This is a genomic window from Anaerosolibacter sp. (genome assembly GCF_029240175.1).
In the GTDB taxonomy this organism is placed as follows: domain Bacteria; phylum Bacillota; class Clostridia; order Peptostreptococcales; family Thermotaleaceae; genus Anaerosolibacter.
Map to the genome: position 1 here is coordinate 16,751 of NZ_JARBTM010000007.1, position 24,033 is coordinate 40,783.

Here is a 24,033-nt window from a genome sequence, read left to right on the forward strand (position 1 = left end):
AGAGCCGCTTAGGCTCTTGGATGGGTCTTATTGTATACCTCTTTGATCTTATTTTTAGTAATCTGAGTGTAAATTTGAGTGGTAGAAATATCTGAATGACCTAACATCTCCTGAACGGATCTCAAATCAGCACCATTTTGCAGCAAATGAGTCGCAAAAGAATGCCTTAATGTGTGGGGAGTAATCTTTTTGCCGATCTTTGCTTTCTGAGTATACATTTTGATAATCTTCCAAAAACCCTGTCTGGTTAGTCTCGTCCCATGATAATTTACAAACAAAGCTTGTTCTGATTCATCTCTTACGAGACTAAATCGACATTCCTTTATAAATCTTTCGACTGCTTTTCTTGCCATGCTGCCGATGGGAATAATTCTTTCCTTCGTACCGCTATTCTTACATTTTATGTAGCCCATATCTAAGTTGAGATCACAATAATTAAGAGAGACTAATTCTGATACACGAATTCCTGTGGCATATAGAAGCTCTAACATGGCTTTGTCTCGTATACCTTTTTCATTCCCTTCGTTAGGCTGGGTCAAGAGTAACTCTACCTCATTTAGGGTTAATACGCTGGGCAGCTTCTTCTCGGATTTGGGCGACTCTAGATTGATTGTAGGATCTCTGTCTATATATTTTTCATTAAGAAGAAACTGGTAAAAAGATCTTATGGAAGCAAGGTTTCTTGAAATCGTGGAGGTAGCTTTACCGTTTTTCTGCATGTAAAGCAAATAGGTAATAATCGTTGTTTTATTGGTATACTGTATGTCATCAATATTTCTCTCATCTAAGAAAGAAATATACTGCGAGATATCTCTTTTATATGAATCAAGAGTATTTCGAGACAACTCTTTTACATTTGCTAAATAATCAATAAACGCACCAAGCAAGATATTCATATACTTGTCCCCTTCATTTCTATATCCATCTTTAACTACTATTCCACATCTTTATGAAAATTCCTTCTAAATTCTATCATTTCAAGGCTGATTTTATGATTAACAGCAAATTATTTTTAAATATCTCCTGTTTGGAAGGATATTGCTGTATTACCAAAACACTATTTTCTCTTGGCAACTGCTCCTGATCCTTATGCCGAATGAGCTCCATAAAAGAATCGAATAGGGTAGATGTAGAAATAAATACCATGAGTGCAATGACTAAAATCCCAATACATAGATGATATACATTGCTTGATTTAAACAGTTGTTGTCTCATATGTACATTTACCTCCATTATTGCATATAGCTAGAAACAAATTTCATCAAAATAGGTGTAATGTAAGCCTCCACAAGTGCACCTAATAGAATAATACTAAACAAACATGCAATGATCGTGCTATAAATGACAAACTGTCTCATCATATCTGTCTTGTACGTTTTCATAAGTTTATTTTTGATAATCATTAAAGAGAAACTTATGCCTATCACTGCAATAGAAATAAAACATGGGATAATGAGTATATTCTGGGGCAAAATAGCACATAACGCAAAAAACAAGCCTTGAATACCCATTTGCTCTACAAGAAATCCAACGGTGAAGCCAATAATGAACCCTCTCAAAGCGATTAATAGTAGTATAAAAGGAATTCCTACAATGGTAATACCAAGGAGCCAAATCAGTACCCCTGTTTGTATATTGTTTAATAATGACTGCTTTAATATAGAAAAAGTATCGTAGCTATTTTCATTGATAAACTGAAAGAAGCTGCGAAGATAACCTATGAGTTCCTGTTTTTGTACATCTGACAGTGCCTTGACAGTAAAAGCACCTGCTGAAATCCCAATAAGTAAGAACATAATAACAATAAAGTATATAACAAGATTGCCTTGAATATGTCTGCCTGCAATCTCACGCATTTTTCTAAACAAAAAAATACCCCCTTTTCCTGTCCACTTCATATAAAATAGTATGCTGGACGAGGGGATATTATGACACTACGAAGGATTTTGTCCAAAAGCCTTAAAGATCTGGTGTTGATTGCAAAAACTGCTTTACAGCTAATATTGCAATAATACTCTTGGCATCCTTAATCTCTCCGTTGAAAACCATATGAATAAGTTGATCGAGGTCATGCATTTCAATTTCAATGTATTCATCTTCATCAGGAACAGCTTCACCTACCGTTAAATCTCTGGCTAAAAATAGATGCATTGTCTCATTGGCAAAGCCAGGTGAAGAAAAGAAAGTAAATAGGTGCTGCATATTGGCGCTTGTATAACCGGTCTCCTCTTTCAATTCCCTATGAGCACAAAGCAGCGGGTCTTCTCCCTTATCCAATTTACCTGCTGGAACTTCGAGCAAAAAATCTTCCACAGGCTTTCTAAATTGCTTTACCATAATGATTTTCCCTTCACTGGTGATAGGTACAACCACAGCAGCGCCAGGGTGCTCAATAATTTCTCTTGTTGAGTATTTCTTGTCAGGTAATTCAACTGTGTCTACTCGTAACGAGATGATCCTGCCTTCATAAATCCGCTTAGAATTAATTGTGTTTTCACGAAGAGTCATTTTTTCGCCTCCAAACAAACATATTTTTTAAGGACAAGTCATAGGCTATTATAAATAATCGATGAAAGGTGTTGTGAATAGATGTATACAATTATATCAAAAAAGCAGGTATATTTCATTGGTAAAATATCAGACTTATTAGAAGTATTAGAAGACTTATCTAATACATATCCTACCGTACAAGCTTACATAGACGCCCAGTTAGAAGCTCATTAGCTAGTTTTGCAGAAAGACCTGCAGTTGTAAAAAACTCCATTTCTTGGTCTAGACCTCTACCCATGGTTTTCATCTTTATAGGTGAGGCTACAAGAAAATCTTGAATATCATCACTTTTCTTAAAAATAACTTGATGCTTTTGTTCAATCATCGTTTGGTTCAACTGGTTCTTGATACATTGGTGCTTTGTATCATCGAAAATAGGAATTCCAACAATGGCAGGCGTTTTACATATCATATCGAGTACTGTAATAGAATGATGGCTGATTCCCTGATGACGCGGCCGTTGATCAGCAAAACTGATACGGGGTATAGCAATAGGTGTACCGCCCAAATTAGTAACAGCATCAATGATGTTGCCTTGCTCAATCCCTGTAAATCCATATTTTGTACCAGTGCCAACAATGCCTGGCCCCATGGTAACAATCGTGATGTCCGCTTTTAAAATCTCCTTTGCGGCGATAAGACCATTATATATATTGACGCATTCAAGGTCACCACCAAAAGCATGGCCTATGGTCACTGTTCCACATAATTTATTACTAGTCCTTAAATCATAAACTAAGTTACTGAGAGCCAGCGGCAATGCTGCACCATCCGTCATAACATAAGCGATACGTATCGTATTATCGAGAGCTAGAAGTGTTTCAACAACAGGAGCAAGCATGCTATGTAAAGTACCGATGATCACAGGCATGTTATATAAAGATTCAAAATCATGAAAAACTTGATGATGCTCGCTATCTTGTTCTTCTGCTGCTAAAACCTTCAGTTGATAAGGTGTATACCGTAACTTCATAATATGTCCGCTGCCGTCTGTAGCCTTTTCAGGATGATTAAGATTACATATAATAAAGTGATATCCGCCAGTTCCAAGTGCTAAATCAATTGCAGTGGTATTCAAGAGAACCGAATCGCCAATTTGAATCTCACCGGTTAGATGATTATAGTTAATGGCCTTCTGCTTCTTTTCTTCAACCACGACATAGACCTCTGTGATGTTTTGCCTTTTAATAATTACTTCCGTTACTCTTCCATACTTTATATTCATCATAGTGAAACCTCTTTCTGGATATGTGGTTTTGCTTCCCTAGCCTAGTTCAATTAAATTAAGGATCTTCATCGTTTCATATATAGATTCATTATCTACCTAATGAATCTATATATCGAAGTAGTTTATTCTTTTCAATCGAAGTAGTTAACGAATATTTTTCAGCATATAGATGGATTGCGATTAAGAAACATAGGAAACCAACCCTTACAGCAAAGCCTGAATAAATACTGGCAATACCAAGGGAAATTCCTAAAATATTAGATCCCGTATCTCCCATCATTGCTTTTGCTTTTAAATCATAAGGGAAATACGCCAAGGCTGATCCTAGCAGTGCAACCAAAAAAAGATGGTGTACAGGGGAAAAGGTGAAAAATAGTATAAACAGTGCACTTATAGAAAATCCTTTGATCGCCCTTCCCGGTCTTAAATCAAGAAGATTGATAAAATTTGTAAATAGTGCGACCAGCAAAGTATTTATAAAAATATTCAAAGGACTATACCCGTGAAGCATACTGACAAGTAGGGCAATTACGCCCCCAAAGGCAGCTTTAAATCCACCGGTAGTCAGCTTTCCATGAAGCATAGCCTTTAAGTGACCTTTTAGTCCCGAAACAGATCGATTGCCTAATAGATCATCAACCAATCCAGCTAGTCCCATAGATAGTGCGCCTACCAGCAAAATAAGCAATTGGTTTATATTTCCTTTTCCAACAAATATAACAGATAAAAAAACGATAAACACAGTAGCAGGTACAAAAATTAGGCCCATACATACTGGAATAGATTCATCTCTATAATTCTTTCTTAAGCACTGGGCATCCATAAGAAGACTTAAAAAGAATGGGATGATCACCATAGTAAAGGCATATGAAGCAATCAAAAATAGTACTACCCTAATCATGAATTCATTCCTTTCTCCCTTTCCTTAATAAAACCTTAAATATTTGATAAAATTGCTTGCCACGGTGTAGAAAACCTGCCATATCTCTTCCAGTTTCTCGATGGGTCATATTTACTTCCACTTCTTTAATCTTATAACCTTTTCTTAAGATATCAATGGTCATGCCTATTTCGATACCGTAATCCAATGGAAATTTCCCCAATTGTTCTAATACATCTGATTTAAAGGCCCGTTGTCCGGATAAAGAGGTATAAATCATTTGTCCTGTATGGTAGTGGACACCATATCTGGCCAAATTCTTAACCAAACCAAAACCACCTTTACGCTGAGCTTGAGGAAATTTTGCAATGGTTACATCAGCTTCATTATGAAGAACAGGATAAATGAGTTTATCAACCTCTCTGGCTGAATCTCCCAGATCAGCGTCTAATAACACAATAATTTCACTATTATGGATAGACTTACTTATGCCATAATTCACTGCATAACCTTTTCCAAAATTTTTTGAGAGACGATACGTTTCGACCCCCATGTTTTCGGCAGTCTGATATGTTTGATCTGCGGAACCATCATCAATGACAATTATTCTATTTACAAATGCTGATGATTTTACAGCTTCAATCGTTGTGCCTATTCTATCAGCTTCATCCTTTGCAGGTAAAATAACAGTAATGTTTTTTGACACAAGCTCATCTCCTATTCCACAGTAATAAATTCTTCGGGCAGTAGCTGTTCAGCCGTTTCTTTCTCGCCAAAATGGCCTTCTTGACCGCTAACGACCATAAGCATAGAAATTTTTCCTATAATAGTGTCAACATTATCTACTGTAGAAATTCTTAGTTTTTTATAATCTGGGATATTGGAAAATCCTACGTTAAGTTTTTCTACTGCCATGACAGGGATATTGCTGGCTTTAATTATATTAATCATAGGTACTTCTAGTGAATTTAAAATACCCTTCTCATCCGTAGAGCTTCCACCAGCAATTACTATATGATCAACAGGGAAGGAAACTCCTTCTGGGTAATCAATCATTTTTTGCTCGTTTAGATACTCCAAAAGATGGATATTATCACCTTTAACCAATGCATTGGTAAAGCTTCTTATTAATTGTTTTTGGATTTCTTCTTTAGAACTACCTTTTAATTGCAGGGTTGCAGCTACTTCCTGAGCGGTAACATCATCTGCTAAGAAAAAGGAGTCTTTTATCAAAATATTGGTCACACTTTGTACACCTGCAAGCTTAAAAGGTTCACTAATGCCAGAGTAAGCATAATCCTCACTGGTTTCAAGGATAAGAACATCTAAACCTTTTAATTTATTAGCAGCCATTTCAGGGTAAGCAGTATCTATAAATCTAAGATTTTTTTCTCTCTCAGCATTTAGGAAATCAATGCGCTGCTGTTGTTCATCTTGTTTTGCTTTAAAATCGCCAAATTTACTCTCAAGTTGACTAACAAGCTGCTGTTGCTGCTCAACAATAAGTTCCTGTCCATCTAGCATGATTCCTATAAATATACCTATGCCGATCGCTAAGAAAATAGCCACGATGGTGATAACATAATATTTTAAATTAATGATCATTTTATACCCCCTAATCTACATTCCAAAAATAAACTTCAGCTTGATTTGAAGAAGTTTTAGTAATTGTTGAACAGATGGAGCCATAATTCCAACGATAAAGATTGGAATCATCGCACCAATTAGAAGACCTACGAGATGTTTTATTTTGACACTTTCTTTATAAAGCTTGTTTACGCCTTTGGCATCAATTAGTTTTGAACCAACTTTAAGTCGAACAAGAAAGGTACTTGCCATTCCTTTCCTACCTTTTTCTAAAAAATCTACCATGTTAGAATGAGTGCCTACAGCTACAATCAAATCGGCACCTTTATCAAAAGCAAGAAGCATTGCAATATCTTCACTGGTGCCTGGAGCCGGGAAAACAACAGCCGTTCTATTCAATGATTCAACCCTCGTCAGTCCAGGCGCTCTACCATCAGGATACGCATGCACCACGATTTCCTTACATAAAAGAAGACATTTGTCTGAAACACTGTCCATATCTCCAACGATCATGTCAGGAGTATAGCCGAACTCTAGCAAAGCATCACCACCACCGTCAACACCGATCAAAATAGGGTTAAATTCATCAATATAGGATTTAATTGCATGTAAGTCTTCCTTATAATTTTGACCTCTGACAACTACAAGAACATGTCTGCCTTGAAAAACGGTTTTTATTTCAGGGAGTTTTAAACTGCCTAGGATAAATTCTTTTTCTTTCTTGGCATAATCCAAAGTATTTTCAATAAATTTTTCAAGTTCGTGTTCAAAGTTTTTTTCGGTTTCTGCTAGTTTTAGTTGAATAAGTTCTTCTGTTAAAAGCTGGCCCTTTCCAAGGAGTTCACCATTACGATATATTTCTTCATCGATAATCTCCAAAATATCATCTTCCTGAATCATTTCAAAGACTTTCAAGCCTACATAATCTAATATGGGAATACCAGCATTTTGTAAAACATTGGGACCAAGATTGGGATAGCGACCACTAATCGATTGATCCGCATTGATAATGAGCTTAGGTTTACAATCGACCAAACAATTGGCAGCTACTTCATCAATATCTTTATGGTTGATGACCGCTATTTCACCAGTATTCAACCGATTAACCAGCTCTTTTGTTTTCCTATCCTTCCTTGCAATGGACTTTATAATCATAATAACCTCCAGCATATCAGCATTCGTGAATACTACACAGAAATAATAACCTTATAAACCTATAACATTTTACACTATTGTACAAGATAATACAACAGCCATGATAAACAGATAAGCATTATGGACTATTATAAACAGTTTTTAGATATTTTAATAAGAAGTTTACCAATTAATAACATCTTTTTAGTTTTTTAGACGGAACAATCCGTCTAAAGTTCCATCAAATGGTATACGTAATATTAGTATAGTCAACTAATGTAAAAAAGTAAGTTATATAAGACTATTATAATACTAATAAAATATGGCATTAGAGGAATAATAAGGAATAATTTATATTACCTAAAAATTGAATGCCCTACGAATTCTTTAGTAGAAAAAATAGGAGGTTACCACATGAGCATCATGATGTTTCGTATAAAATTAGGTCTGCTGATAGATTTCTCAAAAAGATTAAAAAAGGAAAGGGTTCCAATACCTATTCAAATAGCAATGATCAAGCATTATGCTGTGGAAGATTTAAATCTGACGCTTACGGATAAAATGACCCATGAATTAGTGGTTCAAACTTTATAAAAGCAATCCCAAAGCATAAAAACACCTTAAAGCTTCTGGCTTCAAACCGAAAACTTTAAGGTGTTTTCTGTGCTCTGCTTGATGACTTGGTTTTTTCGTTATGTACAGTATAACAAAGTATTATGATTTACTATAAGTAGAAATCTTCAATGGTCTTGTCTTTAATATCTTGATTAATGCCTATGTATCTTAGTGTAATGCTTGGTGACGAATGATTAAAAATCTCCTGAAGGATGGCCACATCCTTATATATCTGATAATGCCAATATCCGAATGTTTTCCTTAAGGTATGGGTTCCAATTTCCTCTAGGCCCACAATGTCCGAAGCTTTATTGAGTATTCTGTATGCTTGTACTCTTGATATCGGACTATTATGCCCCTTCCTACTTTTAAAAACATATTCCGTGTCTTGCATATTGAATATATATTTTTCAAAATCCCTCTTTAACTGATGATTTATTAAAAAGCGTTTTTCTTTTCCAGTCTTTTTTTCCTTTATGGTTATATGGGTTCTTTTTCGTATATGATATACCCTCAGACTTAATATATCGCTTATCCTTAAGCCAGTATTTATTCCTACCACGAACAATAGATAATTCTTATACCCTAACTTCAATAATTCATTTTTCATTTCTTCAATTTTGTTTTTATCCCTAATTGGCTGTACTGTTTTCATGTATTGTCCCCTTTAACATGCTGGTATGATACTACTCAATAATATATTACATTCAATGTTAAAGTCAAATACATTATGTTACTTTTGTTTATAAGGCTTAGATAGATATGTTGAATTTTCAACGGATCAGACGCAAGGATCAATGTAACACAATAACTATTTTGTTACATTGACCTTCGAATTTCGATAGACCCTTATATACTCTGTTTAATGTCTTATTTGCTGTGGGGTATAGGTATACTACCAATATGCAAAATAAATGGCCTACAATCGATTTTGTGGCTTCTGAAAAGAGAGTGATTACATTAATAGCGCAACCTAAAAATTGGTAATTGTATTCATTACTCAAAGGTACTATTTGTATGGGTAATCGAATGGAATGCCATAAGATTCTAAAAAATTTCAGTATGAACGCTAACCTGGTCAATTTTATGCAAAAAACACCTCCAAAAATATTGATTATGATAACCAATAGATTTGAGGTGTTTATAGGTTTAATAAGAAACAGTTTATAGGGTTAATAGCAATCATTAGAACGATTTAAAAATTTTACAACAGTTTGCATCAATGCATTAACTCACCTATACCGCTTTTTGCTCTATTCTAAGCTTGTCTGCAACCATGGCAATAAATTCGCTATTTGTTGGCTTGCCTTTATCATTATGTACTGTATAACCAAATAGATTATTGATAGTATCCACTTTTCCTCTGCTCCATGCAACTTCAATGGCATGTCGGATGGCTCTTTCCACTCTACTTGGTGTGGTATTGAACTTCTTCGCAATGGAAGGATAAAGTTCTTTTGTTACAGCACTTAACATTTCGATGTTTTCAACAACCATAGTGATTGCTTCTCTCAAATATAGATATCCTTTGATGTGAGCTGGCACACCAATTTCATGGATGATATTTGTAATTTCTGCCTCGAGCGTTCTATTTTTATGGGGACCTGATACAGAAGTATTTAACATCAAATCACTATAGTTTTTCTTTCTTTCTGATACGGAAGAAGCAGCATTATTACCCATCAATTGTCTAATTCTAGTGATAAAAATTTCAAAATCAAACGGTTTAACCACGTAGTAATCTGCCCCAAGGCTAATGGCTCTTTGTGTAATTTTATCTTGGCCAACGGCAGAAAGTACGATAACTTTCGGAAATTTTTCTAAATTCATTAAATTCAACTTTTCAAGAACTCCTAATCCATCTAAATGAGGCATAATAATATCTAAAACCAAAACATCTGGTGATTTTTTTGCTACTAATTCAATAGCTTCTAAACCATCTTTTGCTACTCCAACAATCTCCAGATCCTCTTGTTTCCCAAGATACTCGCTCAAAATGTCACAGAAATCCTTATTATCGTCTGCGATTAATACATTAATGTTTTTCACTAAATTACCCCCCTGAAAATCTTTATATATATTTTAATATTCTCTCAATTAACTATTCGACAAAGATATAAGATTTCCTTCTCTATTGGAAAAGAATAACAAACATTTTAATGTAAATTCTTTAAAAGTATTAACAATAAAGAGTGCCCTTATGGGCACCCTTTCTATTCATTACCATTTGCTAGTTGTCCGTAGCTTGTTAAATCTACACCACATTCATTTAACATCCACTCAATAAAGAGACCATATCCTTTTGTAGGATCATGAACAAACACATGGGTCACAGCTCCAATGAGCTTACCATCTTGGATAATGGGACTACCACTCATTCCTTGAACAATACCCCCGCTTTTTTCAAGAAGTCTTTTATCAGTTACCCGAATAATCATACTTTTTACATTTGGATTTTTTTGATGATTTACTTTTTCGATAGATATTTCATAGGCTTGTACTTCGTTGCTATCAACAGTAGTGAGGATAGTAGCCTTCCCTTCCTTTACCTGATGTTGAAATCCAATTTCTATTGGTTGATGATATAAGGGGTTTTCAATATCTTCATAGGCTTTTCCATAAATCCCATAATGTGTATTCTTTTCTAGGTTTCCAATAGGTTTTGTTGTTTCATAAAAGATACCTTTGATTTCACCAGGTTTTCCTTTCTTCCCTTGCTGAACAGAAGCTACTTTTGACTTAACAACTTCCCCGCTATTGACTGCCAATAACAGACCTGTATCGATGTCTGTGATGGCATGACCTAGGGCGCCAAATTTCTGGGAATCTGGGTGATAAAAAGTTAATGTGCCTACGCCAGCTGTTTTATCTCTTACCCACAATCCCAATCGAAATTCTCCATCATCGGCAGATTTTACTGGATGAATATTAATGTCTAACAGCTTCTCGCCTCTTTTTATTCGCAGCTGAAGCATCTTGTTTCCGTTGTTATTGATTAAATTTGTTACATGTTCAGCATCTCTAACTTTTTCACTGCCTATTTCCAAGATGCTATCACCAATATTTAATCCTGCCGTATAGCCAGGATTATATTTTTTTCCATCTATTCCTTCAATTTCTTCTAAGCCTACAATAAGCACACCTTTTGTATTTAATTTGACGCCAATAGATTGTCCACCAGGAATCACTTTAACTTTAGGTATTACCTCAACAGATAATGTCTTAATTGGCAATACACCAAGTAACTTAAGCTGTATATCTGTCTTACCTAATTTTACTGGGTTTAAGGAAATGGATTGATTATCCTTATTCTTTTCATGATTGATTAGACGAATACTATTGTTGGTATCTTGTTTATTTTCTGCCTTTAAAGGAAACTTAACATTTAAAGATTGACTTTCACCTTCAAATAATCTAAGTTCAGTTGGAAATTGAATAATTTCATTCAAGACAAAAACGTAAAATGCAGTCATGAAAACTGCAACTACGAAAAGCGAAATGAGGCGCTTTGTTCTGTCCTTATCCAATAAAGATCACACTCCTCTTTTCCCCTTATTTTTTTCTCCACCTCCACAATTTTTTTTTTACTTCTATAGTTAGATTAGCCTGATTTAAAGTCTATTATGCTTCATAAAAAATGTTATTAAGACCAGACTTCAGTCGAGTTTTCTTGTCAATGAAGACTTATTAAGAACAAATAACACTTAGCTAAGCATTAAAGTAGTACTATTAAAGTAAAATTTTACATAAAAAAAATAGGTTTCATTAACCTATTTTTTCATCTTTTCCTTTAAATTTTCCTTGAAAGTTTTTCCTTGTTCAAGCATTTCTTTAGCATGTTCGATGGTCAACTGCGTTAATGAAACACCACCCAACAAACGAGCCAATTCATCAATGCGCTCATTATTTTTTAGCTTTTCTACATTTGTTTTTGTGTGACCCTCAATACTATTTTTTACAATGTAGAAATGGTTATCCGCCATTAATGCAATTTGTGGCAAGTGAGTTATACAGAGTATTTGGTGGGTTGAAGAAATCAAAGCCAGCTTTTCTCCAACAATTGTTGCAGTACGACCGCTAATACCTGTATCAATCTCATCAAATATAAGCGTTGGTATATTGTCGACAGCAGCAAGAATTGTCTTAAAGGCCAACATGATCCTAGACATCTCACCACCTGAAACAATTTTGGATAAGGGTTTTAACGGTTCACCTGGATTTGTAGAAATCAAAAATTCAATATGATCGATACCTTTAGCTGTGAAGATATGACGATGTTCTTTATCGAACTGAACAGAAAAATTAACTTTGAAGGTAACACTTTTCATGTTCAAACTGGATAATTCCTTCATTACTTTGGTCTCTAACTCATTAGAAATTGCTTTACGCTTTTCACTGAGTTTTTCACTCAAGGCTAACAGTTCATCTCTTAATTGATCAATATCCTTCTGTAAATATTGAATGATTTCTTCGCTATTTAGTATTTCTTCCAATTCGCTATGAATGCGATGACGATAGCTTAAAATATCATCGATGGTCTTACCATATTTCCTCTTCAAACTATTGATAATGTCTAATCTATTTTCAATTTCATTCAAAACATGAGGATCGAATTCTATACGATCTCGATATAGACGAATATCTCGCGTAAGATCCTCTAACTTATACAATATCTCATAAAGCCCCTGACTAATATCAGCCAGTGTTGGGTCATAGTCTTTTATGTGACTAAAGTCACTGGCAATATGGCCCAGAATATCAATCAAAGATTTATTGTGATCTGTTCCATCAAATAAATATTCGTAGGATTGAGATACAACTTCATGTATTTTTTCACTATTGGCCAGTAAATTTCGTTCTGTCAATAGTGTCTCCTCTTCGTTATTTATTAGCTTACATGCATCTATTTCATTCACTTGAAATCTAAGCAAATCAATTTTTCTTTCTCGTTCTATTTCATTTCCATATAGACTAGCAAGCTTTCGTTCTTGATTCTTAAAGAGTTGATATTTCTCTTCAATCTCAGCTTTTAAAGCATAGATTTCCTTATCAGCAAAAGAATCTAAGATATCTATATGATTTTCCGAATATAAAAGCGATTGATGTTCATGCTGTCCATGGATATCTATAAGGTATTTGCTTATTTCTCTTACCAAAGAAACGGTAACTATTTTATCATTGATTCTCGAAACACTTCTACCGTTGATGTATAGCTCTCGGGTTAATATTAGAATTTGGTCATTTTCAAATTCGATACCATGATCCCTTAAAACATCGTTTAACGCTGACTGATTACATTGAAAAATCAATTGAATCGTTGATTTCTCACAGCCTGTTCGAATAAAATTCTTATCTGCTCTTAACCCTATAGCCATATTTACTGCGTCGATTAATATAGATTTACCTGCTCCAGTCTCACCCGTTAAGATGTTGAGACCATTGGTAAAACTAACACGCATTTTTTCAATCAATGCAAAATTTTCTATATATAAATCTAAGAGCATTTTAATACCTCCGGTTACTTTATGAGCTTCTTAAATTTATCGACCACTAACCCGGCATATTCTTGGTCACGAATAAGTATAAAAATTGTGTCATCCCCGGCAATAGTGCCTACAATCTCCTTTATATCCAATGCATCTACTGCAGCAGCAGCAGCATTGGCAGCCCCAGAAAGGGTCTTTAATACAACAAAATTCGCAGCGCTGTCAATTGATAATATAGAATCCTTAAAAATTTTCACCAAACGATCAGAGATAGCGCTTTCCTGTTGCTTTAATGAAGCATACTTATAACGGCCGCTCTTGGAAAGAACTTTAATGAGACGAAGCTCTTTAATATCTCTGGAAACGGTTGCCTGGGTTACATTAATGCCGCTTTTCTTCAAAAAATCTGCCAGATCTTCTTGGGTTTCAATTTCATTATTCTCAATGATTTCAAGTATCTTCGCATGTCTAGAATATTTCATGCTAAACCTCCTAAAATATTAAATTTTCATTATGTAAATAAATAAATTCATATAATACTACATAATTAGCACTCACTAACATTATTCTACATTGTTCTAGTTTATCCTTTATTCATCAAAAAAAATTTTTATACATTTCATTAATATTTCCAGTCCAGTATATAATAAAAGATAACCAAGCTGGCTATCTCTTATTACAGTTGACTATGGGATTGATGAACAACCTGTTCTATGAGTTGATCAGTATCAGTGGAATACTCTATACTAGTATCATCACTGGTCAGATAGGCTAGATATTCGATATTTCCTTCAGGTCCCTTGATTGGTGAGTAAGATAACCCTTTTATAGAAAAGTTGTTTTCTTTGGCAAAAGTAAGGATCTTAAGAATGACCTCTTTATGAACCTGAATATCTTTCACTACACCTTTCTTTCCAACCTTTTCTCTTCCCGCCTCAAATTGTGGCTTAATTAAACACACAATTTCACCGCCTGTTTTTAGAAGCTCCTTAACAACCGGTAAAACCAATCTCAAAGAAATAAATGAAACATCAATTGAAGCAAAATCTACCGTTTCATGGAAGCTGTCTTTGCTTACATGTCGTATATTTGTGCGTTCCATGACAACAACCCGTGGGTCTTGTCTTAGACTCCAAGCCAGCTGACCATATCCTACATCGATGGCATACACTTTTTTTGCTTGATTTTGGAGCATACAGTCTGTAAATCCACCAGTGGAAGCACCAATATCTAAGGCAACTTTATCCTTCAAATCAATGTTAAACTGTTGAATTGCTTTTGCAAGCTTTAATCCCCCTCTGCTAACATAAGGGATAGCCTTACCTTTTACTTCTATTTCAGCATCAGTATCAATTTTTGTACCACACTTGTCGACCCTGTGGTTATTGACAAATACAAGGCCTGCCATAATAGAAGTTCTTGCCTTTTCTCGGGAATCAAATATGCCTTTTTCAACGAGTACAACATCAATTCTATTTTTTTCGCCCATTATTTTTCTCTCCTATTTTCCAAGCATCTCGCGAACATGGCTGACAACGCCATCAACATCCAAACCATAGAGCTTAAACAAGTCTTCATTGTCGCCATGCTCTATAAATTGATCTGGAAAACCAAGTAACTTGAAGTTTCTGTAAATCTTATTTTCATTTAATAATTCCAAAACTTGACTCCCAAATCCACCCTTTATCAGATTATCTTCTAAGGTAATGACATGGGCACAAGCGGAAGCTTCAGTTAAGATGCTTTCCTCATCCAAAGGTTTTACAAATCTAGCATTAACGACAGTACAATTTATATTGTCTTTTTGCAGTCGTAAAGCTGCCTCATAAGCTGTCCGGACCATATTTCCTATAGCCAATATGCAGATGTCCTTACCCTTTAAAAGGGTCTCAGCCTTCAGTGAATCTATTTGATAATTTGCTGATATCTCTGAAAAATCATCGCTTTCACCCCTAGGGTAACGAATTGCAGACGGACCATCGTGGCTAAAAGAAAATTCCATCATTGCTTGAAGTTCCTTGCCATCTTTTGGGGCCATGATCACTATATTAGGGACATGAGATAAAAAGGAAAAATCAAAAATACCATGATGGGTTTCCCCATCATTGCCTACCAATCCTCCACGATCTATACAAAACAGTACGGGTAAATTCTGAAGACAGACATCATGGATAATTTGGTCATAGGCTCGCTGTAAAAAGGTCGAATAAACTGCAAACACGGGTCGCAGTCCCTTGGCAGCTAAGCCGGCAGCAAAGGTAACCGCATGCTGCTCTGCGATACCAACATCAAAAAAACGTTCAGGATACATGGATGCAAACTCACTTAAACCTGTACCTGAAGGCATGGCTGCTGTAATTCCAACAATTTTTTCATTTTCTTTCGCAAGATTGCAAAGAGTTTTCCCAAATACGGAGGAATAGCCTTCTCGCGATTGTGCAGCGATAGCCTTACCTGTTTCGATCTTAAAAGGATTGACACCATGAAATTTGTCAGGGTTTTTTTCCGCAAAATCATAGCCTTTGCCCTTTTTGGTGAGTACATGTATGAACACAGGACCGCGTATGTTTTTAGCTCGGTTCAGTACAATGGTTAGCTCCTTCAAATCATGACCATTTACAGGTCCTAGATAAGTAAACCCTAATTCTTCGAAAATGACCCCTGGTACCAAAAAGTACTTAAGACTATCTTTAGCTTTTTCCGCTGTCTTAAACATAGCTTTACCTACAGCAGGAATTTTATTTAATATGTTTTGTACATCATTTTTAACTTTAAAATAGGCAGGATCAGATCTTAAACGATTTAAATATTTTGAAAGCCCTCCAACATTCTGTGAAATAGACATTTCATTGTCGTTAAGTATCACGATAAAATCTGTATTTGCATGCCCTGCATGGTTTAGTGCTTCAAAAGCCATGCCTCCAGTTAATGCACCATCACCAATGATAGAAACGACTGCATGTTTCTCCCCTAAGATGTCTCTTGCTTTTGCCATCCCCAATCCAGCAGAAATAGAGGTGCTGCTGTGGCCTGTCTCAAACGCATCATGTTCACTCTCACATCGTTTTGGAAAGCCACTCATACCTTTATGTTTTCTTAAAGAGTGAAACAAATGCTTTCTTCCGGTAAAAAGTTTATGTACATAAGCCTGATGGCCAACATCCCATATAACTTTGTCCTTGGGGCTGTTAAAGACACGATGAATCGCAATTGTTAGTTCAACTACACCTAGATTTGAAGCCAAGTGACCACCTGTTTTGGAAACACTTTCAATCAAAAAATTTCTAACCTCTTTACCGAGTTCCTGAAGTTCATTATTACTCATTTTTTTTAGATCAGCAGGTGAATCAATTTTTGAGATCAAGCCATTCACATTACTCATCTCTCTTTCTCTCATGTTTTATACTTCGTTTTTTATTGGGTAAAATATTTATTTTGAATTTTGAATGAAGGAAATATAGTACTTTTCCCACCGAAAAAACAATTTCTTTAGATTTTCTCAGGGCAATTTCCTTTGCAATAGCTTTACCGCCGACGGTTACTGCAGCTACAGCACCACTTACAAGGATGGCGAGGAGGGATATATTGATTTGACTGACATCGCTTAGTTTTAATATCAATATAGCACCAGCTGCGCCGCTTACTATGCCGCAAATGTCACCGATGACATCATTACAAAAATTAGCTACAGGTCCAGCATTCCTCACCAAAGTTACAGCGTGCTTTGCACCAGCAATCTTATTTGCAGCCATAGAGTGAAAAGGCGTCTCCCTGGCTGAAGCTACTGCAATACCGATGAGATCAAAAAAAATTCCTATAAATACAATCGTGACAAGTATGATAAATGCTAGAATCAGGTTTACACTTCTCAATATTGTATCAGAAACAAAGCTCATGGCCATTGCTAGAAAGAAAGTCCATACTGTTATGAGTATTACCCATTTTGAATTATATAAACGAATCCAAGACTTACCCATTTGTTTTCTTCGATGGGGTGCTTCCCCAGATTGCTCTTTCATATTATATCCACCCACAAATTAGATTAGTTTATCTCTATAAAGGCTGATAGCAAATGCTATCAGCCTGGGAGTTCAGTATATCAAGTGGCAGCATATTGAGTAAATTTTGCGGCTTAGGTCTAGTAGGCTTTCCCAAATAGATACTGGTTTGTCGCCAAATCAGCGGTTTCCCTTCAAATCTATTTTTACCTTGTTGCCAGAGATAAGACTAGATTACCACTTAGTCCGCACTGTAATCCCCAATATGCTTCTAAAGGAACAGTCTAGGAGTTTTCCTCGACAGTCAAACTATTTCTTAGCCTCTTTTGCAGAAAAGGTTTCGAATAGCAATAACATTATACTTATTGGCCGATAAGCATAATGCCTGTTACCTATTATCCGCCAAATCCCACTCAAGGCAGGCTACGCTGCATGTAGCACACAACCAAAATGCATTGGAACCACTATGCAGGTTTATCCAAAGACCTGACCATCGGTCATCTCTTTGGTCTCCACGGTAAGAGGGTCATCGCCCACATGCCATTGTGGATCGCCCCCATCACCTTACTCCCAGCACCGACCCCCGACTGGGCGTCAGCAGTTAATTCAAATAAGCATATTCGCTATCACAATTCCCAAGAGAGCGCCAGCGAAAACTTCAACAGGTGTATGACCGATTAACTCTTTTAATCGCTGTTCACCAATGGGCTTGTGTTTATGACGATCCTCAATCATTTTGTTCAAAATAATGGCTTGTTTGCCAACTGCTCTTCTTACGCCCGAAGCATCATACATGATGATAAGCGAAAAAGAGAGTGCAATAGCATAGGCAACGGAGTCCCAGCCACTTTTAATGCCTACTGCTGTAGATATTCCCATGACGAGAGATGAGTGGGAGCTAGGCATACCACCAGAACCAACAAACCGGTAAAGATTTAATCTCTTATCCTTTATCAAGCTATGGATAACTTTTAACGCCTGAGCGATAAACCAAGCAATGAGTCCAACGATAAAAACATCATTTTTCATGATTAGTTCGAAAAAGTGCACTTTTCTCCCTCCTTTACCTAATAATCACGTTTTACGAGATAATCTGCTAGTTCCATAAAGAATGCAGACTTTGTATCGAATTCTTGAAGCACTGCTAAGCTTCTGTGAAATAGTTCATTGACCTTAGCAATAGATTGGTCAATGCCATGAATAGATGGATAGGTGGATTTATTGTTTTCAATATCGCTTCCAATCTTTTTGCCTAGCTTTTCCTCATTGCCGAAGATATCCAATAAATCATCGGTTATCTGAAAACCTAATCCAATACACTTGCCATACTCTGTTAAGCATTTCAATGTATGGTCATCTGCACCACCGATGATTGCTCCGGCTCTGATGGCAGCGATAATCAAGGCTGCAGTTTTATGATTATGAATATAGTCTAGGGTCTCCCCGTCAATTTGCTTGTTTTCAGAAGCCAAATCTACAACTTGGCCGCCGATCATGCCGTAGATACCTGCTGCTCTAGTGATTTCTTCCATGGCCATAATCTTTCGTTTTGAATCAGCACCACCTTGAAGAATGGATTTCAGCATAATTTCATAAGCATAGTTTAGCAGTCCATCACCGGCAAGTACTGCAATTCCTTCTCCATAAACTTTATGGTTTGTAAGCTTTCCCCTGCGAAAATCATCGTTATCCATGGCAGGTAGATCGTCATGAATCAAAGAGTACGTATGAATCATTTCTATAGCGCAGCAAAAAGGAAGAACATCCTTTTCATTTCCCCCAACAAAATCAGATGCGGCAAGCATAAGGATTGGACGCAGTCGCTTTCCACCAGCAAAAACACTGTAACGCATAGATTGAAAAATAATGTCTTGATGGCCTATTTCTTTTGGGAGAATTTCCTCAAGGGCAAGATCAATTTGTTCTGCTTTTTTATGGAGTAGATTTTTAAAGTCCATTTTTATCCACCTCAAGATCCTTGTATTGAAATTCTTCATATTTTCCTGAATCATTCTTCCCTAATATACTTACCCGCTGTTCCGTCTTATCTAGTAGGTTACTGCATCGTCTGTAAAGATTGATTCCCTCTTCATATAAAACCAAAGTATCATCTAAAGAAAGTTTACCCTCATCCAATATTTTTACGATTTCATCCAAACGAGACATAGCTTCCTCAAAGGATAAATCTGGTTTATCATTGTTTGTCTTCTGTGTTTTCAAATTCCTGTTCCTCCCTAACTACATCGGCTACTTTGCAAACTATTTCACCATCAGTTAACATAATATTTATATCGTCACCCACAGTGATCTTTTCAACGGATGTTATTGCTTTACGATTTATAGGATGCAATGTTATAGAATATCCCCTTCTTAAAGTGGCAAAGGGATTTAGTACATCCAGTTTATGGCCATAGCCAACTAAAATACTTTTGTTTTTATCTATCAAGCGATTCGCCTGAACATGCAAATTATTTAAAACCATGTCTAGGTGCTGCCTATCTTCACGAAGTTTGTTTTTCAGTCTGCGCTCCAGTTGAAGCACATCAGACCTTTCCAATCGATTTCGCTTTTCTGTTAGATATTTTTCAAGGGCCAAATGTATATGATAAATATACGTGTCTACACGATTCTTTAGATCCATATAAACAGGTACAGCTAGTTCTGCTGCTGCAGAAGGTGTTGGTGCTCTCAGGTCTGCAACAAGATCGCTTATGGTGTAATCACTCTCATGGCCTACTGCTGATATAATGGGGATTTGTGAGGAAAAGATGCTTCGAACTACGATCTCCTCATTGAAAGCCCATAGTTCTTCAATAGACCCACCACCTCTTCCCAAAATGATGGTATCAATATCTGTACGATGATTCACCATCCCGATGGCTTGGGATATTTCAGCGCCTGCTGTTTCACCCTGGACAGTCACGGGTACGATAACCACATGAACAGTAGGATTTCTCCGCTGAATAACCGATAAAATATCGCGAATTGCTGCCCCAGTCAAAGATGTGATCACAGCAATTTTTCTAGGAAAAGAAGGAATCGTTCTTTTATATGTTCTATCAAATAGGCCTTCTTTCTCAAGTTTGTCCTTTAACTGCTGCAGGGCGAGGTAGAGGGAGCCAATGCCTTCAGGCTCTATTTCATGAACATAGAGCTGATATTGTCCGTCCCGTTCATAGGTTGAAACATACCCTTTTACAATTACATTTAACCCTTCTGTAACCCTGTATTTCACCTTGTGCACATCATCCTTAAACATGATGCAGTTAATTTTGCTCCGATCATCTTTCAAAGAAAAATACGCGTGACCGCTATGATGAATTTTAAAATTAGAGACTTCACCTTTCAGATGAATATTGTTTAGAATAGGATCAGCACTAATAATTCTCTTAATGTACTTATTCAATTCGGAAACACTTAGGGTTCGAAGCTTCATTTTTTAAGCGCCGCCTTCAAGGTGTTTTGTAAGAGCATAGCGATGGTCATAGGACCAACCCCGCCAGGCACAGGCGTAATCCATGAGGCAACCATTACAGCCTCATTGTAGTTTACATCACCCACCAATTTATTGTCAACAACTCTTGTACCAGCATCTATTACGATGGCATCTTCTTTGATCATATCTCCTCTTACGAGATTTGGAATTCCTGCAGCTGATACGATAATATCTGCTGTCTTCAAAACTGAAGTCAAGTCCTTGGTTTTTGAATGACATAGCGTAACTGTGGCATTTTCTCGTAAGAGCAGCATCCCAGCTGGTTTACCGACAATATTACTCCTGCCGATTACCACAGCATGCTTTCCTGAGATATCTATGCCCGTATGCTTTATCAATTCAATGATCCCTAAAGGTGTGCATGGCGCCAAGCTATCTTCACCCAAAAAAAGTTTTCCATTATTTACTGGATGAAATCCGTCTATATCCTTTTCAGGATGAATTCTATTGCTTATCACTTTTTCATCAATACCTTCGGGCAAGGGCAGTTGAATGAGTATGCCATGAATTTGCTCATCATGATTTAACTGATCGATAATGTTTAAAATTTCAGATTGGGTTACTGTAGAAGGGAGACGAAAAGACTTAGAATACATGCCAACGGCAGAACATGCTTTTTCCTTCATGTCCACATAAACAAGAGAAGCATCATCAGCTCCTGCAATAACCACAGCTAGTCCTGGAACAATGCCGCTGCTATTATGGAGGGCTTCGATCTCTCGCGCCAGCTTCTCCTTGATTTCTTTTGCAATCTTCTTTCCATCTAGTATTTTTGCTTTCATGGAATCACCCTTTCTATAAAAATTAGTCTATTCCTAATAGAGCTGTTCCCACAGCATGATCTGTGCAATATTTTGAATCCCCATAATATATGTCTATACCCTTAAGTTTATGAGAATCACGAAGAAAATCTCTAATATAGCCGCTAGAAGCCACCCCTCCGACAATGATCACTTGATGGAGCACCGTATTTTGACATGCATTTAAAATGGCTGCTTCTAAGGATTTAGCGATGCATTGAAATGTGGCCCAAGCAATTTCATGGGGATTTCCCCCTTGTGAAATTGCACCCATTGCCTTGGTTTCAGGCCCAGATAAGTTCATATAGGTGCCCTTAACTGATATAGGGAGCTTAAAGTCAAAGGATTTGTTGTGTAAAGCCATTTGATCCAAGGCTTTACCGGCTGGAAAGGAGAGGCCTAATCTTACACCTACCCGATCAATCAACTGGCCAATACTGATATCCTTTGCACCCCCAATTTCCATAATATCATAACCAGCCCTCTGATTTTTTTCAATTTTTAAGACTTCAGTGGTCCCCCCAGAGATGTGGATCCCAATGAAATGATTATTTAAATTCACACCTGCTGACCATTCTGCTGCTTTTATATGATTTTCTTGATGACTAAATTCCTGATAACTGCAATTGAGGGTTGCAGCCAATACTTTACCATAGGATTGACCAGCCCGAAAGACTGGCATATAAGAACCCTCCACAGGGCGAGGTCTGCTGCTGACAACAATCTTTTTGATTTTGCTGGCAGCTACATGTTTAGAAATATCGTCAAATAATTCAGGCATCGTCATAACATGCTGAAAGAGGGCATCCGATTGTCTTAATCCCCTCTCTCCTTGTTTAACCTCTAGCAATTTTCTTTTTTCATATATCAATGAACCCGCAGCATCTACTACCGCTACGGACGTTGTATAATTACTGGTGTCAATTCCTAAATAATATGGCCCCATATGAAATCACTTCTTTTCCACAAAGCTTCCCAATATACCATTAATGAATCCACCTGAATGATCTGTGCTATATTGCTTCGCTAATTCTACAGCTTCATTGATTGATACGCTTTCAGGTATATCCTCACGATACTTGATTTCTGCAATGGCAAGACGAAGTATTGCAGCATCAACTTTTGGCATTCTATCTATCTTCCAATCTATGGCATGATCATCTATAATTTGATCTATTTCATTCTTGTGGGATATATATATACCTACAATATTTTGAATATAGTCATTCTCCTGTTTATCTTCTGGCAGTTCATTAATAAAACGGTGGATCATTGTATCGGAAAACTCTCCATGCATATCCATCTGATAGATCAATTTCATAGCCATTTCTCTGGCAAATTTTCTACTCATATATTTCCTCCTAGTTGTATCAATCTTTGCATTCAAATTATACTCTTTTCAATATTGTAACTCAAAATAGGATATGTATGTAAAACCTATCAAAATTTCCCCGGGGGCAATATTTTATCCAGGAGTATCAGTAAATCCTCTTTATCATCAATCTTTTTGCCGATAAAGAATCCCAGATAAATACAGAGGGTAATAAACAGGGTTTTAATAATACCAATCCATATGACAAAAACACTAAAAAACAACCCAGTCAGCATGCCTATTATTTTTCCCCTATGAGGGGTAAGAACTTCCATGAGTTTTTCTTTATCAATAGACATATTTCTCATATATTACTCAACCCTTCCTTTGCCGACGGAAGCAATATTTTCTATGCTTACCTTTACCTCTCTGACCTCAATACCTGAATACTTCTCAATATATTCTTTGATGGATTGCTGCATCATAACTGTTGCTTCAGGAATATTCACATCAGGTGCACAAAGGGCATTAACATTTATGAGTATTCCTTCCGCCAAAGGATGTACCGCAGCCTTAATCTCACGGAGTCCATTGATTTCTCTAGCAGATTTTTGTGCCATCCCTTCCAGCGTATTCAAAGAGATTCTGATCTCGCCATAGGATGTATGCTTTATGATACCTCTGTTTTTTGAAGTGCGACGCTTTAATCCTGTCATGAGAAATCGAACGCTCATGATGAAAAAGAAACCAGGAATTAGAACATATTGCCAGTCAAATCGATAGATATCAAAAATACGGCTTGTCCACCAGTAGACCTCCTCATAGAAGGGTACGAATAAAAGAATCAAAGAAAATAAGCCGATGAACAAGCTGTACAAAGCTAAGAACATACGATCAATGATATTCATAAAACGCTCCTCCCTGAAAACATTTAAACTAACCCCCTG

Annotated in this window: 27 protein-coding genes; 1 reads left to right on the forward strand and 26 read right to left on the reverse strand. The window is 36.5% G+C overall.

Annotated elements, in window-relative coordinates:
* Nucleotides 1-8: 8 nt before the first annotated feature.
* From xerD to steA, 9 genes are all read right to left on the reverse strand, one after another.
* Nucleotides 9-896 (reverse strand): site-specific tyrosine recombinase XerD, encoded by an 888-nt coding sequence (xerD, locus tag K0R93_RS06595; RefSeq protein WP_300299215.1) that lies wholly within the window; start codon nt 894-896, stop codon nt 9-11.
* A 76-nt stretch (nt 897-972) separates the two neighbouring features.
* Complete coding sequence (locus K0R93_RS06600; RefSeq protein ID WP_300299217.1) at nt 973-1,215, reverse strand: hypothetical protein; 243 nt, start codon at nt 1,213-1,215, stop codon at nt 973-975.
* A 17-nt stretch (nt 1,216-1,232) separates the two neighbouring features.
* Nucleotides 1,233-1,868 (reverse strand): stage II sporulation protein M, encoded by a 636-nt coding sequence (gene spoIIM / locus K0R93_RS06605; RefSeq protein WP_300299219.1) that lies wholly within the window; start codon nt 1,866-1,868, stop codon nt 1,233-1,235.
* A 91-nt stretch (nt 1,869-1,959) separates the two neighbouring features.
* On the reverse strand, nt 1,960-2,508 hold the full coding sequence (locus K0R93_RS06610; RefSeq protein WP_300299221.1) for an NUDIX hydrolase: 549 nt from the start codon (nt 2,506-2,508) through the stop codon (nt 1,960-1,962).
* Between the two features lie 172 nt (nt 2,509-2,680).
* Nucleotides 2,681-3,778: a DUF3866 family protein gene (locus K0R93_RS06615; protein ID WP_300299223.1), complete on the reverse strand. Its 1,098-nt coding sequence runs from the start codon at nt 3,776-3,778 to the stop codon at nt 2,681-2,683.
* An 88-nt stretch (nt 3,779-3,866) separates the two neighbouring features.
* The gene (locus tag K0R93_RS06620) at nt 3,867-4,679 is read right to left on the reverse strand and encodes a glycosyl transferase (protein WP_300299225.1); all 813 of its coding nucleotides are present in this window, start codon (nt 4,677-4,679) and stop codon (nt 3,867-3,869) included.
* Nucleotides 4,680-4,683: 4 nt separating this feature from the next.
* Nucleotides 4,684-5,364: a glycosyltransferase family 2 protein gene (locus K0R93_RS06625; protein WP_300299227.1), complete on the reverse strand. Its 681-nt coding sequence runs from the start codon at nt 5,362-5,364 to the stop codon at nt 4,684-4,686.
* 11 nt (nt 5,365-5,375) lie between these two features.
* Nucleotides 5,376-6,263, reverse strand: coding sequence for a copper transporter (locus tag K0R93_RS06630; protein ID WP_300299229.1), 888 nt, complete (start codon nt 6,261-6,263; stop codon nt 5,376-5,378).
* 15 nt (nt 6,264-6,278) lie between these two features.
* Nucleotides 6,279-7,400, reverse strand: coding sequence for a putative cytokinetic ring protein SteA (steA, locus tag K0R93_RS06635; protein WP_300299231.1), 1,122 nt, complete (start codon nt 7,398-7,400; stop codon nt 6,279-6,281).
* A 393-nt stretch (nt 7,401-7,793) separates the two neighbouring features.
* Between steA and K0R93_RS06640 the strand changes: the two genes are divergently transcribed.
* Complete coding sequence (locus K0R93_RS06640; protein WP_300299233.1) at nt 7,794-7,973, forward strand: hypothetical protein; 180 nt, start codon at nt 7,794-7,796, stop codon at nt 7,971-7,973.
* 130 nt (nt 7,974-8,103) lie between these two features.
* On the opposite strand, the gene K0R93_RS06645 is transcribed toward K0R93_RS06640, so the two are convergent.
* From K0R93_RS06645 to amaP, 17 genes are all read right to left on the reverse strand, one after another.
* Nucleotides 8,104-8,649, reverse strand: a complete 546-nt coding sequence (locus tag K0R93_RS06645; protein WP_300299235.1) for a site-specific integrase — start codon at nt 8,647-8,649, stop codon at nt 8,104-8,106.
* Between the two features lie 581 nt (nt 8,650-9,230).
* Nucleotides 9,231-10,043 carry a sporulation transcription factor Spo0A gene (gene spo0A / locus K0R93_RS06650; RefSeq protein WP_300299237.1) on the reverse strand — a complete coding sequence of 271 codons (813 nt, stop codon included), beginning with the start codon at nt 10,041-10,043 and terminating at the stop codon, nt 9,231-9,233.
* Between the two features lie 164 nt (nt 10,044-10,207).
* Complete coding sequence (spoIVB, locus tag K0R93_RS06655; RefSeq protein WP_300299239.1) at nt 10,208-11,521, reverse strand: SpoIVB peptidase; 1,314 nt, start codon at nt 11,519-11,521, stop codon at nt 10,208-10,210.
* Between the two features lie 243 nt (nt 11,522-11,764).
* A complete protein-coding gene (gene recN / locus K0R93_RS06660; RefSeq protein WP_300299241.1) occupies nt 11,765-13,498 on the reverse strand; it encodes a DNA repair protein RecN in 1,734 nt (577 codons plus the stop codon).
* A 14-nt stretch (nt 13,499-13,512) separates the two neighbouring features.
* Nucleotides 13,513-13,962, reverse strand: coding sequence for an arginine repressor (locus K0R93_RS06665; RefSeq protein ID WP_300299243.1), 450 nt, complete (start codon nt 13,960-13,962; stop codon nt 13,513-13,515).
* A gap of 194 nt (nt 13,963-14,156) precedes the next feature.
* On the reverse strand, nt 14,157-14,969 hold the full coding sequence (locus K0R93_RS06670) for a TlyA family RNA methyltransferase (RefSeq protein ID WP_300299245.1): 813 nt from the start codon (nt 14,967-14,969) through the stop codon (nt 14,157-14,159).
* Between the two features lie 12 nt (nt 14,970-14,981).
* The gene (gene dxs, locus K0R93_RS06675; RefSeq protein WP_300299247.1) at nt 14,982-16,862 is read right to left on the reverse strand and encodes a 1-deoxy-D-xylulose-5-phosphate synthase; all 1,881 of its coding nucleotides are present in this window, start codon (nt 16,860-16,862) and stop codon (nt 14,982-14,984) included.
* On the reverse strand, nt 16,855-17,499 hold the full coding sequence (locus tag K0R93_RS06680) for a hypothetical protein (protein WP_300299249.1): 645 nt from the start codon (nt 17,497-17,499) through the stop codon (nt 16,855-16,857). The genes dxs and K0R93_RS06680 overlap by 8 nt, the downstream gene beginning before the upstream one ends.
* A 585-nt stretch (nt 17,500-18,084) precedes the next feature.
* Nucleotides 18,085-18,528, reverse strand: a complete 444-nt coding sequence (locus K0R93_RS06685; RefSeq protein WP_330685064.1) for a divergent PAP2 family protein — start codon at nt 18,526-18,528, stop codon at nt 18,085-18,087.
* Nucleotides 18,529-18,545: 17 nt separating this feature from the next.
* A complete protein-coding gene (locus tag K0R93_RS06690) occupies nt 18,546-19,436 on the reverse strand; it encodes a polyprenyl synthetase family protein (RefSeq protein ID WP_300299251.1) in 891 nt (296 codons plus the stop codon).
* Nucleotides 19,426-19,698, reverse strand: coding sequence for an exodeoxyribonuclease VII small subunit (locus K0R93_RS06695; RefSeq protein WP_300299253.1), 273 nt, complete (start codon nt 19,696-19,698; stop codon nt 19,426-19,428). The genes K0R93_RS06690 and K0R93_RS06695 overlap by 11 nt, the downstream gene beginning before the upstream one ends.
* Nucleotides 19,673-20,914 (reverse strand): exodeoxyribonuclease VII large subunit, encoded by a 1,242-nt coding sequence (gene xseA / locus K0R93_RS06700; RefSeq protein WP_300299255.1) that lies wholly within the window; start codon nt 20,912-20,914, stop codon nt 19,673-19,675. Before xseA ends, K0R93_RS06695 begins: the two co-directional genes overlap by 26 nt.
* Nucleotides 20,911-21,756: a bifunctional methylenetetrahydrofolate dehydrogenase/methenyltetrahydrofolate cyclohydrolase FolD gene (folD, locus tag K0R93_RS06705; RefSeq protein ID WP_300299257.1), complete on the reverse strand. Its 846-nt coding sequence runs from the start codon at nt 21,754-21,756 to the stop codon at nt 20,911-20,913. The genes xseA and folD overlap by 4 nt, the downstream gene beginning before the upstream one ends.
* A gap of 22 nt (nt 21,757-21,778) precedes the next feature.
* Nucleotides 21,779-22,720 carry an O-sialoglycoprotein endopeptidase gene (locus K0R93_RS06710; RefSeq protein WP_300299259.1) on the reverse strand — a complete coding sequence of 314 codons (942 nt, stop codon included), beginning with the start codon at nt 22,718-22,720 and terminating at the stop codon, nt 21,779-21,781.
* A 6-nt stretch (nt 22,721-22,726) separates the two neighbouring features.
* On the reverse strand, nt 22,727-23,125 hold the full coding sequence (gene nusB, locus K0R93_RS06715; protein WP_300299261.1) for a transcription antitermination factor NusB: 399 nt from the start codon (nt 23,123-23,125) through the stop codon (nt 22,727-22,729).
* A gap of 89 nt (nt 23,126-23,214) precedes the next feature.
* Nucleotides 23,215-23,454 carry a DUF2273 domain-containing protein gene (locus K0R93_RS06720; RefSeq protein ID WP_300299263.1) on the reverse strand — a complete coding sequence of 80 codons (240 nt, stop codon included), beginning with the start codon at nt 23,452-23,454 and terminating at the stop codon, nt 23,215-23,217.
* Nucleotides 23,455-23,457: 3 nt separating this feature from the next.
* Nucleotides 23,458-23,994: an alkaline shock response membrane anchor protein AmaP gene (gene amaP / locus K0R93_RS06725; RefSeq protein ID WP_300299265.1), complete on the reverse strand. Its 537-nt coding sequence runs from the start codon at nt 23,992-23,994 to the stop codon at nt 23,458-23,460.
* Nucleotides 23,995-24,033: the final 39 nt, after the last annotated feature.